Genomic DNA, 11,929 nt, shown 5'->3' with positions numbered 1-11,929 from the left:
TTACGCTGCCAACGTGACGAACCCCTCCGAGCCCGACCGGGCCCGCCCGGCCAACCAAGGCCGGCGGGTCGCCGCCCGCAATCGCGCCGCCCTCATCACCGCCGCCCGTGAGGTCTTCGCCGAGCAGGGACTGAACGCACCGCTGTCGACCGTCGCGCGCCGGGCCGGGGTCGGGCAGGGGAGTCTGTACCGGCACTTCGCCGACCGGGTGGCCCTGGCCACGGCGGTGCTCGACGAGAACGTGCGGCAGATCGAGACGGCCGCCGCCGAGCCGGACGCCACCCTCGAGTCCGTGCTCGGCGTCGTCACGTGGCACATCACCCGCTCCACCGCCTTCGTCGACCTGCTGCGCCTACGCGGTGGCGACGACCAGGGCCGGCAGCTGGCGGCGCGGGTGCGCGGCGTGCTCGGCGGGTGGGCGTCCGCCGGGCGCGGGCTTTCCGCCGACGAGTTGATGCTCGCCATCGCGATGGTCTCGGGCGCGGTCGCGGGCCCCACCCTCGCCGAGCGCGAGCGCCTGGCGCTCGCGGCCTGGGGGCTGCTCGGCGTCGAGGTGGGGCCGCTGCGGTCCGTCGAACTCGCGGTGAGCTAGGGTCTGTCGTTTGGGTCAGGCCGGACGACGGACCCAAGCGTCAGCCGCCGTTGGAGAGGCGGATTCCCTTGGCCAGCGCGTCGAACTTGTAGACGTAGCCGCCCTTGGGGCCGCTGACCGTCATGTAGGCCTCCTTGCCGCCCGGCTTGATCGCGACGTTCGTCGCCGACTGCAGGCCCTTGGCCTCCTTCGCGGGAACCTCCACCGTGCCGAGGCGCTCGCCGTACTTGCTGAAGACCGCCATGGCGGGGCGGCCGTGCAGCGCCTGGTAGAGGTTGCCCTCGGCGTCCACGGCGATCGAGTCGGTCTGCGCGAGGCCGCCGTCGACGTGGATGGCCTCGTGCCGCGTGGTCACCGCCGTCCTGTCGGCGTCGAGCAGCAGATACGAGATGGTGTCCTTGGCCAGCTCGCTGATCCACAGGCCCTTCTGCTCGGGGTCGAGCATCACGCCGTTGGGGTGCGCGAGCTTGTCCGCGAGGACCGTGGTCTTCTTGCCGTCGCGGTCGATGCGCACGATGCGGCCCTCGGCCTCGCCGGTCTTCATGCCGTGCAGATCGCTGACGTAGAGGTTGCCGTCGTCGTCGAACGCGATGTCGTCGGGGTTCATCGCGGAGCCGTCCACCTTGCCGGAGAAGAACGTCCGCCGGTCCGAGCCGTCCTGCGCGATGCTGATGACGTCACCCGTCTGGTACTCCGTCAGGTACACGCGGCCGTCGTGCGGGCTGATCTGCGCGGAGGTGTAGGCGCCCGTCTTGTCGGTGTAGACGCCTTTGTGGTCACCGGTCTTCACGTCGACGGAGAGCACCTTGGGCTCACCGGCCGGCGCGGTGACGTCGACGACGTACAGATCGCCGCTCTTGGTGAGCACCGGGCCCTCCAGCAGTGTCATGCCGGTGGCCTCGTGCGGATTGGTGGCGTGGGAGACCTGGGTGGCACGGATGGTGTGTTCCGCGCCGGAGGCGGCGGCAGGCCGTGCGTCCGAGGTACCGGCCTTCTCGGTGCCGCAGCCGGTGAGGGCGAGGATGCCGAGGGCGGCTGCTGCTGCCAAGGGGAGTCTGGTGGTCATGGGGGTGCACCTCTCTGTCGTCGTCCGGGTTGCGCCGCGCCGTGGTCGAGGTCGCGGGGCCCTGCCCCGGACCCCGCGCCTCAATCGCCGGCGGGGCTTGATCTGCGTGTCTCAGGCCACGGACCACCCCCCGTCCGACGGCAGCACCACCCCGTTGAGGTTCACCGCATCCGCGCTGAGCAGGAACGTGATGGACGCGGCCAGCTCCTCCGCCATCGCGAGCCCGGGGATCGCCACCCGCATCCTCGCGGCGCGCGCCGAACCGTAGGGCGCACCCGCCGGGACCTCGATGCCCGTGGCGACGGCGCCCGGCGCGACCGCGTTGACCTGCACACCCGTGCCCGAGTACTGGTACGCGGAGGACTTCGTCAGGCCCACGAGCGCATGCTTCGACGTCGTGTACGCGGCGCCGGCCGCCGAGCCGCGCAGCGCCGCCTCGGACACGATGTTCACGATCCGGCCGCGGCCCGCCGCGAGCATGCCCGGCACGACGGCACGCATCAGGAGCATCGGGCCGTCCACGTTGATGCGCATCACCCGCTCCCAGATCTTGTCGTCGACCTCGTGCACGGCGGCGTCGTTGTCCATCACGCCCGCGACGTTCGCGAGCGCCTCCACCCGGCCGCCCGCCGCGGCCAGGACTGCCTCGGCGGACGCGGGTTCGGTGATGTCCGCGGTGACGGGCACGACGGACTCGCCCAACTCGCTTGCCAGGTCGGCCAGTTTGTCGCCGGACACGTCGACGGCGACCACTCGCCCGCCCTCACGCACGACCCGCGAGGCGACCGCCTTGCCGATACCGGAGGCCGCGCCGGTGACGACGACGGTCTGCCCGGCGAAGCGGCCGGAGGTGATCTGCTCGGTCCACGGCTCGGGGGTCCCGATCTCGATGCCCGGCTCGGCGGTGGTGGCGGGCGCGGCCGGGGGAGCGGTGGGCAGGCCCTCGGGGATCTCACCGGTCTCGGCGGCGGTGACCAGCACATCCACCAGCTCCGCGGGGAACTTGCCGCCGGACATCTTCACGAGCTGCTCCAGGGGCAGAGCGAGCGCGGGGGCCAGGGCCTCCTCGCTCTGCCCCTGGGACGCCAGCATGCCGCGCAGGATCTGTCCTGCGGCCGGGTCGGCGAGCCAGTCGCGCAGCGGTGAGGCGGGGGTGAGGTTCGACATCGCGGGCCTTTCGCATCGTGGTGCCGGGGCAGGGCGGGGCCGCTCGCCGTGCGGCGGTCCGCACCGGACCCCTACCGGACAGTGTTGTCCGGTTGTTGGGTTACGGTACCCGTGACGGTGCGGAAGTCCCAGCGAGGGCACCCCCTGCGCCGCATGTCCCCCCACGAGAGGAAGCCGCCGCATGACCCTGCCGCAGTGCGACACGCCCCCCACCCCGCAGGAGACGGCGGAGCTCCGTGAGCTCTACCGCGTCGAACGCGAGCGCCGTGTCCGTCCCGACGGCGCGGCCCAATACCGCTCCACCACCGCCGAGTTCGGCTACTTCGCCGCCGACCCGTACGCGGGCGAGGTCCCCGAGCGCGAGCCGCTGCGCGACACCGTGGACGTCGCGGTCGTCGGCGGCGGGTTCGGCGGAATCCTGGCCGGCGCGCGGATGCGGCAACAGGGCCTGGAGAAGGTGCGGGTGATCGAGCAGGGCGGCGACTTCGGCGGCACCTGGTACTGGAACCGCTACCCCGGCATCCACTGCGACATCGAGTCGCACGTCTACCTGCCGATGCTGGACGAGACCGGCTACGTACCCGAGTGGAAGTACGCGCCGGGCGATGAGATCCGGCGGCACGCGGTACGCATTGCCGAACGCTTCGCCCTCTACGACGACGCCGTCTTCTCCACCTCCGTCACCGCCCTGGCCTGGGACGGCGGCGCACACCAGTGGGTGGTCACGACGGACAGGGGCGACGAGTTCCGCGCCACGTACGTCGTCACCGCGACCGGCACCCTCTCGGAGCCCAAGCTGCCAGGCATCCCCGGCATCGAGGACTTCAAGGGACACACCTTCCACACCTCGCGCTGGGACTACGGCTACACGGGCGGCGGCCCCGACGGCGGCATGACGGGCCTCGCCGACAAGCGGGTCGGCGTCGTCGGCACGGGAGCCACCGGCGTCCAGGCCATCCCGAAACTGGCCGAGGATGCCCGCAAGCTGTACGTCTTCCAGCGCACGCCCTCCGCCGTCGACGTGCGCGGGCAGCGCCGGATGACCTCGCAGGACGTCGGGGCCGACCGGCCCGGCTGGGCGGACGAGCGCCGCGAGAACTTCCTGCGGATCGTGTCCGGCGAGGACGCGGAGCGGGACCTGGTCGCGGACCGCTGGACCGAGTCGGCGGCCCTGCTCGAAAAGCTGCTGCCGAGCTTCCGTCGGGACGGCGAACCGGACTTCGAGGCCGCGTACGAGGCCGCCGACGACGCCACGATGAACCAGATCCGCGACCGGGTCGCCGCCGAGGTCACCGACCCCGCGACCGCCGAGGCCCTCAAGCCCTGGTACCGCTACGCCTGCAAGCGGCCCACGTTCTCCGACCTGTACCTGCCCGCCTTCAACCGCCGCAACGTCACGCTGGTTGACACCGCGGACACCCATGGCATCGAGCGCATGACGGAACGCGGCGTCGTCGTCGGCGGCGTCGAGTACGAGATCGACTGCCTGGTCTTCGCCACCGGGTTCTCGATCGGCGTCTCCGGTGTCACGTCGGGGAAGCTGCCGGTGACGGGCCGCGACGGCGTCCAACTCCTCGACGCGCTGGCCGAATTCGGGCCGCGCACCCTGCACGGATTCACCAGCGCCGGCTTCCCCAACCTGATTCAGTTGGGCCCGATGCAGAACGCCTCCAGCGTCAACTTCAGCCACATCCTGGACGAGCAGGCCGCTCACGCCGCGGCCCTCGTGGCGGCAGCCGAGAAGGCCGACGCCGTCCTGGAGCCGACCCCCGAGGCCGTCGACGCCTGGCGCGCGACCTGCGCCGAGGGCTCCCCGGACCACGAGTGGTTCCACGCCGAGTGCACCCCCGGCTACTACAACCGCGAGGGCCGGGGCCGCCCCAACGGCCCGAACTCCTACCCGCACGGCGCGGTCGCCTTCCACGAACTGCTGCGGCGGTGGCGGGAGGAGAGCGTGACGGAGGTGCTGCGCAAGAAGGGGTGACGGCCCCCGGCCCCTATGGCTTCAGGTCGGCGCGGAACGAGTGGTGGTCCGAGTACTCGCTGGCGTGCACCGCATGGCTTCGCGCGTCGAGGCCGCGCAGGAAGATGTAGTCGAACTTGCTGTACCAGTCCGTGGTCGTCGCACAGTTGGGGTCGGCCGCGGGGTGGCACCGGGGGTCCGCGTCCTTGGCCAGTGACCACATAGGAGCGAGTTCGGGAGCGTCCGGTACGGCGTTGAAGTCGCCCAGCACGATGGTGCGTTCGTGCCGGGCGACCGCCTTGGCGAAGAAGGCGACCTGCTTCTCGCGGAACGACTCCTGCTGCCGCTGCGCGAGATGGGTGTTGAAAACGCGGACGGGACGGCCGGCCACCGTGGCGGTGACGGCCAGATAGCCGCGGTCCTCGGAACCGCCGTCCGGATACTCGACGGTGACCGGGTCGGTCATCGGCGCCGCCGACAGGATCGCCTGGCCGTAGCCGCCCGGTTGCCACGGAGGCCCTCCGCAGCGGCCCCAATTGCGCAGCACCGAGCCGTACTCGACGTGGTAGGTCAGCCCGTAGAAGGTCCTCAGATGCGCGCGAATCTCCTCCACATCGCGTACGCAGGCCTCCTGCAGGCCGACGACCTGGGGCGCGTACGTCGCGATGTCAGCCGCTCTGCCGAGGTTCTGGCCGCTGCCGCAGGGATTGCAGATGTTCCACGTCATGACCCGGTCCGCCGCGATGTTCTGCGCGGCGCCCGGCGGCAGCGGGATCGGCTTCGCGACCACCGCGCCGCTGGGCGCGCTCGGGCCGATGAGCACCGCGCAGACAGCCGCCACGGCCACCACGCACCACCGCCTGCGCCGTCCGGACACCCGCGCCCCCGCTTCCTCGCCTCTTTGTCGTGGGTTGGTGATCCTGCCACTACCGCACGGCCGTGGTCTCCAACAGTTCGCGCGCCATCTCCTGTGCGGGCAACTGGGTCTGCTCGGCGATGCGGTGGAACGTCTCCTGGGCGGAGTGGGCCGGCCAGTCGGGCGGGAGGTGCCCGGCGGGGAGCCGGGGATCGGTGCGGATGGTGTCGAGCCACTCGCTGACCAGTCTGAGCCGGGTGCCGAGGGGGTCGGCCGGGGCCGCGTCTGCCGCGGTCCACCTGCTGTCGAAGGCGCGGTAGCGGGCCGCGATGCTCTCCAGGTCCCACGTGTCCCGGACCATCTGCGCGATGTCCGTGGTCACCCCCGCGGCCCCGTAGAAGATCTTCACGTGCTCGGCGAGCCCCAGCTCCGTGACCTCGGTGGACACGTCGACCTTCCCGGGCGCGATCCACAACCCGCTGTAGAGCGCGCCGAATCCGGACCAGGCGAGGCGGGAGCGCAGCTCGTGGCGCTGGCGCTTCCAGGAGTCGGGCAGCGAGAACGCGAGCAGGGTCCAGGAGCCGTCCCACTCGTCGTTGACGGCGCCCTGCTTCCAGATGCGCGTGCCGCCGTCCACCAGTACGCGCTCGGCCTGCGCCGTCAGGCCGAAGTGCATGCGCCGGCCCTCGCGTCTGCGGCGCAGCAGGCCCCGGTTGACCATCCGGGTCAGCGTGGACCGCACAGCCTGCTCGCCGACGCCGACGCGGCCGAGCACCTCGATGATGCTGCCCGAGTACACGTACAGGTCCCCCTCCTCCAGCACGTGGTTGCCGAAGAAGGCGAGCAGGAGCGACTGCGGGCGCGGCTGCGGGCCGTCCGCCGCGTCACTGATCAGGCTGGTCACGTCGTCATTGTCGTACGCCACGGTGGAAAGCGTACGGCCGCCCACCGACAATGCGGCGGGCGGCCGTACCGGCTCAACGGCCATCGGCGGGCAGCGCGGCGGCAGTGACGGTGGCGGAAGGATGTTGGACGGCATGGGAGAGAGCGCCCTTGCCGGTCTCGCGCACGAAGCAGACGGTCACCGCGGTGATCAGGGAACCGCCGCAGACCAGCAGGGCGATGGGGGTGCCGTTGCCGCTCCCCGCGACCAGGGTCCCGGCGATCACGGGGGAGAAGCCCGCGCCGATCAGAGTGGCGCCCTGGTATCCGAGCGAGGCACCGGTGTAGCGCACGCGCGTGCCGAACATCTCGCTGAACAGGGCGCCCAGCGGGCCGTACATGATCGACTGGGAGAGGCCGTGGCCCAGCACCACGGCGAGGATCAGCAGACCCGGCGACTTGGAGTCGACCAGCGCCAGTACGGGGAAGGCGAGCGCCGCGGAGAGCAGGGCGCCGGCGAGGACCACCGGGCGGCGGCCGACGCGGTCGGACAGGATCGAGGCGCACGGCAGCACGACGAGCGCGACCGACGAGGAGACCGTGAGCGCGGTCAGCGCCTGCGGCCGGGCGTAGCCGATATCGGTCGCGTACGAGATGAGGTAACTGGTCAGCAGGGACTGCGCGGTGAAGGCGCCGATGCCGACGCAGCAGGCGAGCAGGACGGGGCGCGGGCGGCGCAGCACATCGACAATGGGCAGCCGCGCGGTGGCGCGTTCCTCCTTCACCTCGGCAAACAGCGGACTCTCGACGACCTTCAGCCGTACGAAGAGGCCGACGCCGAGCAGCACCACGCTCAACAGGAACGGCACCCGCCAACCCCACGACAGGAACTCGTCCTTGGGCAGCGTCACCACGAGCCCGACGACGGTCGCGGAGATCAACGACCCGAGTGGCGCTCCCAGTTGCGTGAAACTGGACCACAGTCCGCGCCGCCGCGCCCCCGCGTGCTCGACCACCATCAGTGTGGCGCCGCCCCACTCGCCGCCGATGGCGATGCCCTGCACCACGCGTAGCGTGATCAGCAGCAGCGGCGCCCACACGCCGATGGTGTCGTACGTGGGCAGCAGCCCGATGACGAAACTGGCGCCGCCCATCAGGCCCATCGTGAGCAGCAGCATCGACTTCCGGCCGAGACGGTCCCCGAAGTGCCCGAACACGATCCCGCCGAGCGGGCGGGCCACGTACCCGGCGGCGAAGGTGCCGAACGCGGCGATGGTGCCGACGGCCGGGTCGGCGCCGGGGAAGAACAGCTCACCGAAGGCGACCGCGGCGACGGTCCCGTAGACGAGGAAGTCGTAGAACTCGACGGCGGTCCCGAGCAGACCGGACAGGGCAACCCGCCGTAGTTGTTTGGTGTGTTGGGACATCGCGGACTCCCTTGGGCAGGGGAAGGGTGCCCGCGAATGTATGCGCGAAGGTAGCTGCGGTCAATAAAGTGCACAACATGAGTGAGTCGCAGGGCCATTCCCCTGGGTGGGTTACCGTCTCGCGCGTGACCTCGACGCCCTCATCGCCCAGCCCCAGCCCCAGCGGCTTCGCCACTGACCGGCTGACCATGCTGCCCTTGCGCGTCGAGCATGCCGAGGAGATGGCGGAGGTGCTCTCCGACCCGGCTCTGCATGCCTTCATCGGCGGTGTGCCGGACACGGTCGAGGAACTGCGGGCGCGCTACTGGCGGATGCTCGCGGGCTCGCCCGACCCGGCCGTCACCTGGCTCAACTGGGTGGTCCAACTCCGGGGCGAGGAGCGCCTGGTGGGCACGGTGCAGGCGACCGTCGGCGGCGGGGCTGCGGAGATCGCGTGGGTCGTGGGCGCCCCGTGGCAGGGGCGCGGGATCGCCACCGAGGCCGCGCGGGGGCTCGTCGGGTGGCTCGGGGAGCGGGGTGTCGGGGCGCTCGTCGCCCACATCCACCCCGAGCACCACGCGTCCGCCGCCGTCGCCACCGCCTGCGGGCTGAAGCCCACGGACGAGTGGCAGGGCGGCGAAGTGGCGTGGCGGCTCAGCGGCTGATCGTGTTCAGTCGCCGGCGGTGGTGCTCAGCGGAAGGCCGGAAGCCCCGTCAGCGTCTTGCCGATGACCAGGGAGTGGACCTCGCTCGTACCCTCGTAGGTCAGCACCGACTCAAGGTTGTTGGCGTGCCGCATCACCGGGTATTCGAGGGTGATGCCGTTCGCGCCGAGGATGGTGCGGCACTCGCGGGCGATCTGGATGGCCTCGCGCACGTTGTTCAGCTTGCCGACGCTGATCTGCTCCGGCGTGCCTCGGCCCTCGTCCTTGAGCCGGCCGAGCCGCAGCGCGAGAAGCATGCCCTTGTCGAGTTCGAGCGCCATGTCGGCGAGCTTCTGCTGCGTCAGCTGGTACGAGGCCAGGGGGCGCTCGAAGACCGTGCGGTCACCGGCGTAGGAGATCGCCGCCTCCAGGCAGTCGCGGGCGGCGCCGAGCGCGCCGAACACGATGCCGAAGCGGGCTTCGTTGAGGCAGCCGAGCGGGCCGGAGAGGCCGCGCGCGTTCGGCAGCATGGCGTCGGCGGGCAGGCGTACGTCCTCCAGGACCAGCTCGCTGGTGACGCTGGCGCGCAGGGACAGCTTGCGCTTGATCTCCGGCGCGGAGAAGCCCGGCGTACCCGCCGGGACGAGGAAGCCGCGCACGCCCTCCTCGGTGCGGGCCCAGACGACGGCGATGTCCGCCACCGAACCGTTCGTGATCCACATCTTGGCGCCGTTGAGGACCCAGTCCTTGCCGTCGCGCTTGGCGTTCGTGCGCATCGATCCGGGGTCGGAGCCCGCGTCGGGCTCGGTGAGGCCGAAGCAGCCGATCTTCTCGCCCGCCGCCATGCCGGGCAGCCACTGCTGCTTCTGCTCCTCGGAGCCGTACTTCCAGATCGCGTACATCGCGAGCGAACCCTGCACGGAGACGAGGCTGCGCAGGCCGGAGTCGACGGCCTCCAGCTCCATGCACGCGAGGCCGTACGAGACGGCGCTGGTGCCCGCGCAGCCGTACCCCTCCAGGTGCATGCCGAGGACGCCGAGGCCGCCCAGTTCGCGGGCGAGCTCGCGGGCCGGGATGGAGCCGGCCTCGAACCACTCGGCGACCTTCGGGCGCAGCTCGCGCTCGCCCATGGTGCGCACGGTGTCGCGGATGGCGCGCTCCTCGTCGCTCAACATGCCGTCGATGTCGACGAGTTCGAAGGGGTGGAGGGGGGCTGCGGACATCGCGGACTCCTTGGCTGCGTGGCTGGTCGGCGCTAGGGTGGCGGATATCGGATTTTGGATCCAACTTTGATTTACGTCTCGGATCGTAGCCGCACGTCCACCGCTTGCCAAGGTTCCACAAGGAGAGCCGTATGCCGGTCACAAGGCCCCTCGCCCAGGGAGCCCTTTCAGGGCTCGTCGTCGCCGACTTCGGCCGGGTCCTCGCGGCCCCGTACCTCACGATGCTCCTCGCCGACCTCGGCGCCGAGGTCATCAAGGTCGAGCGCCCCGGTGTCGGCGACGAGACCCGCTCCTGGGGGCCGCCGTTCGCCGACGGCGAGGCCACCTACTTCCTCGGGGTCAACCGCAACAAGCGCTCCGTCGCCCTCGACCTGACCGGGGAGCCGGGCCGCGAGGCCGCCCGCGCCATCGCCGCGCGCGCCGACGTCCTCGTGGAGAACTTCCGGCCCGGCACGATGGACAGACTCGGCCTCGGCTACGAGGAGCTGAGCGCACTCAACCCCGGCCTCGTGTACTGCTCGGTGACCGGGTTCGGCACCGCCGAGGGCGCCGCGCTGCCCGGCTACGACCTGCTGGTGCAGGCCATGGGCGGCCTGATGAGCGTCACGGGGGAGCCGGGCGGCCAGGGCACCAAGGCCGGTGTAGCGCTCGTCGATGTCATCACGGGGATGCACGCGGGGCTCGGCGTGATGGCGGCGCTGCGCCACCGCGAGCGCACCGGCGAGGGGCAGAAGGTCGAGGTCTCCCTGCTCACCTCGCTGCTCTCCGCGCTCACCAACCAGGCCTCCGCGCATGTCGCCGGGGGAGTGGTGCCCCGCGCGATGGGCAACAAGCACCCGAGCATCGCCCCGTACGAGGTCCTCGACGCCAAGGACCGGCCGCTGGCGCTCGCCGTCGGCAACGATCGGCAATTCGGCGCGCTGTGCGCCGAGTTGGGGGTGCCCGCCCTCGCCGATGACCCGCGCTTCGCGAGCAACACCGCGCGCGTGGCCCACCGGGAGGAACTCCTGACGGAGCTCTCCGAGCGGCTTCGCGAGCGCGGCGCCGACGAGTGGTTCGAGACACTGACCGCCGTCGGAGTGCCCTGCGGCCCGATCAACGACCTCGGTGAGGCGTTCGCCTTCGCGGAACGGCTCGGCCTCGCCCCGCGCGTACACATCGACGACCCGAACCGCGAGGCACCCGCCGCGCAGGTCGCCCATCCCATCCGGCTGAGCGCCGCCCCGGCCGCGTACGTCACGGCTCCGCCCAGGCTCGGTGAGCACACCGAGCAGATCCTCGCCGAGCTGGGGCTTTCCGCCGCCGACGAGGTCGGCGATGTCAGTGCGGCTCCGTAGGATGGACGCCATTCACCACGTGCTGCCGACGCCCGGCAGAGAGGAAGAGGAGCCGCCATGACGACGCCCGTACCGAGGCGGCGGCCCCCCACGGCGCAGCAGTTCGTCCTGGAGGAGCTGCGCCGGGCCATCACCAGCGGAGAGATCAAGCCGGGCATGCCGATCCGGCAGGACGCCCTCGCCGAGCAGCTCGGCGTGAGCCGGGTGCCGCTGCGCGAGGCGCTCAAGACGCTGGAGGGCCAGTCCCTCGTCGTGCACCACGCGCACCGCGGCTACTTCGTGGCCGAGCTCTCCCTGGCCGAGCTGCGCGAGGTGTACCGCATCCGGGAGATCCTGGAGGCCGAGGCCGTACGCGAGGCGATGCGCGCCGGCGGCACCCTCCTCGACACCCTGGAGGAGGCCCAGGAGGAGGTGGAGGCGCAGGCCGCCGCGGCAGACGTGGCGGCGATGGCGGCCGCCAACCGCCGCTTCCACTTCGTCCTCTTCGAGGCGTCCGGCATGCACCGCCTGGTGCGCCTCATCGCGACCCTGTGGGACGCCACCGACGCCTACAGATCCCTCTACTACGCGGACTCGATGAGCCGCGAGCACGTCCTCGCCGAACACCGCGCGGTCCTCGACGCGCTGCGCGAGGGCCGCACGGAGGACGCCGTGGTGCTGCTCGACGGACACCGGGAGCACGCGGTGGCCGCGCTGGAGGGGCTGCTCGGCTGAGTGCACGACCAAACGGCCGGGGGGCGCGTAGGTACGGAAGTGGGGGGGGGGGGGTGGCGGGGGGCGCCGGCGCGCCGCG

The 11,929-nt window shown here is 71.6% G+C and carries 11 protein-coding genes; 5 read left to right on the top strand and 6 right to left on the bottom strand.

Annotation, left to right across the window (positions count from 1 at the left end; translation table 11 throughout):
- Positions 1 to 13: 13 nt before the first annotated feature.
- Positions 14 to 592, top strand: coding sequence for a TetR family transcriptional regulator (locus ABT004_RS00055; protein WP_351330205.1), 579 nt, complete (start codon positions 14 to 16; stop codon positions 590 to 592).
- 40 nt (positions 593 to 632) lie between these two features.
- Here the strand turns inward: ABT004_RS00055 and ABT004_RS00050 are convergent, their stop codons facing one another.
- Positions 633 to 1,658, bottom strand: coding sequence for an SMP-30/gluconolactonase/LRE family protein (locus tag ABT004_RS00050; RefSeq protein WP_351330203.1), 1,026 nt, complete (start codon positions 1,656 to 1,658; stop codon positions 633 to 635).
- A 111-nt stretch (positions 1,659 to 1,769) separates the two neighbouring features.
- Positions 1,770 to 2,825 (bottom strand): SDR family NAD(P)-dependent oxidoreductase, encoded by a 1,056-nt coding sequence (locus tag ABT004_RS00045; protein ID WP_351330201.1) that lies wholly within the window; start codon positions 2,823 to 2,825, stop codon positions 1,770 to 1,772.
- Positions 2,826 to 3,006: 181 nt separating this feature from the next.
- On the opposite strand from ABT004_RS00045, the gene ABT004_RS00040 reads away from it, so the two are divergent.
- Positions 3,007 to 4,809 carry a flavin-containing monooxygenase gene (locus ABT004_RS00040; RefSeq protein WP_351330199.1) on the top strand — a complete coding sequence of 601 codons (1,803 nt, stop codon included), beginning with the start codon at positions 3,007 to 3,009 and terminating at the stop codon, positions 4,807 to 4,809.
- Between the two features lie 13 nt (positions 4,810 to 4,822).
- On the opposite strand, the gene ABT004_RS00035 is transcribed toward ABT004_RS00040, so the two are convergent.
- From ABT004_RS00035 to ABT004_RS00025, 3 genes are all read right to left on the bottom strand, one after another.
- Positions 4,823 to 5,629: an endonuclease/exonuclease/phosphatase family protein gene (locus tag ABT004_RS00035; RefSeq protein ID WP_451187060.1), complete on the bottom strand. Its 807-nt coding sequence runs from the start codon at positions 5,627 to 5,629 to the stop codon at positions 4,823 to 4,825.
- Between the two features lie 85 nt (positions 5,630 to 5,714).
- Complete coding sequence (locus tag ABT004_RS00030; protein ID WP_351330195.1) at positions 5,715 to 6,569, bottom strand: PaaX family transcriptional regulator; 855 nt, start codon at positions 6,567 to 6,569, stop codon at positions 5,715 to 5,717.
- Between the two features lie 52 nt (positions 6,570 to 6,621).
- The gene (locus ABT004_RS00025) at positions 6,622 to 7,953 is read right to left on the bottom strand and encodes an MFS transporter (RefSeq protein ID WP_351330193.1); all 1,332 of its coding nucleotides are present in this window, start codon (positions 7,951 to 7,953) and stop codon (positions 6,622 to 6,624) included.
- A gap of 188 nt (positions 7,954 to 8,141) precedes the next feature.
- On the opposite strand from ABT004_RS00025, the gene ABT004_RS00020 reads away from it, so the two are divergent.
- Positions 8,142 to 8,597 (top strand): GNAT family N-acetyltransferase, encoded by a 456-nt coding sequence (locus ABT004_RS00020; RefSeq protein ID WP_351330633.1) that lies wholly within the window; start codon positions 8,142 to 8,144, stop codon positions 8,595 to 8,597.
- Positions 8,598 to 8,623: 26 nt separating this feature from the next.
- On the opposite strand, the gene ABT004_RS00015 is transcribed toward ABT004_RS00020, so the two are convergent.
- Entirely contained in the window at positions 8,624 to 9,799 is a 1,176-nt protein-coding gene (locus ABT004_RS00015) for an acyl-CoA dehydrogenase family protein (RefSeq protein ID WP_351330192.1), read from the bottom strand.
- A gap of 131 nt (positions 9,800 to 9,930) precedes the next feature.
- Here ABT004_RS00015 and ABT004_RS00010 point away from each other — a divergent pair, with 131 nt between their 5' ends.
- Both ABT004_RS00010 and ABT004_RS00005 read left to right on the top strand, forming a co-directional pair.
- Positions 9,931 to 11,136 carry a CaiB/BaiF CoA transferase family protein gene (locus ABT004_RS00010; RefSeq protein WP_351330190.1) on the top strand — a complete coding sequence of 402 codons (1,206 nt, stop codon included), beginning with the start codon at positions 9,931 to 9,933 and terminating at the stop codon, positions 11,134 to 11,136.
- Between the two features lie 57 nt (positions 11,137 to 11,193).
- Complete coding sequence (locus ABT004_RS00005) at positions 11,194 to 11,850, top strand: GntR family transcriptional regulator (protein ID WP_351330188.1); 657 nt, start codon at positions 11,194 to 11,196, stop codon at positions 11,848 to 11,850.
- Positions 11,851 to 11,929 lie beyond the last annotated feature (79 nt).

It is taken from the genome of Streptomyces sp. NPDC002790 (assembly GCF_040295505.1).
GTDB lineage: Bacteria > Actinomycetota > Actinomycetes > Streptomycetales > Streptomycetaceae > Streptomyces.
This window is presented reverse-complemented; position numbering and strand designations above follow the sequence as displayed.

Coding starts and splice junctions, on each gene's coding strand:
- ABT004_RS00050 (WP_351330203.1), bottom strand. CDS start 1,658: ATGACCACCAGACTCCCCTTGGCAGCAGCAGCCGCCCTCGGCATCCTC.
- ABT004_RS00045 (WP_351330201.1), bottom strand. CDS start 2,825: ATGTCGAACCTCACCCCCGCCTCACCGCTGCGCGACTGGCTCGCCGAC.
- ABT004_RS00040 (WP_351330199.1), top strand. CDS start 3,007: ATGACCCTGCCGCAGTGCGACACGCCCCCCACCCCGCAGGAGACGGCG.
- ABT004_RS00025 (WP_351330193.1), bottom strand. CDS start 7,953: ATGTCCCAACACACCAAACAACTACGGCGGGTTGCCCTGTCCGGTCTG.
- ABT004_RS00020 (WP_351330633.1), top strand. CDS start 8,142: ATGCTGCCCTTGCGCGTCGAGCATGCCGAGGAGATGGCGGAGGTGCTC.
- ABT004_RS00015 (WP_351330192.1), bottom strand. CDS start 9,799: ATGTCCGCAGCCCCCCTCCACCCCTTCGAACTCGTCGACATCGACGGC.
- ABT004_RS00010 (WP_351330190.1), top strand. CDS start 9,931: ATGCCGGTCACAAGGCCCCTCGCCCAGGGAGCCCTTTCAGGGCTCGTC.
- ABT004_RS00005 (WP_351330188.1), top strand. CDS start 11,194: ATGACGACGCCCGTACCGAGGCGGCGGCCCCCCACGGCGCAGCAGTTC.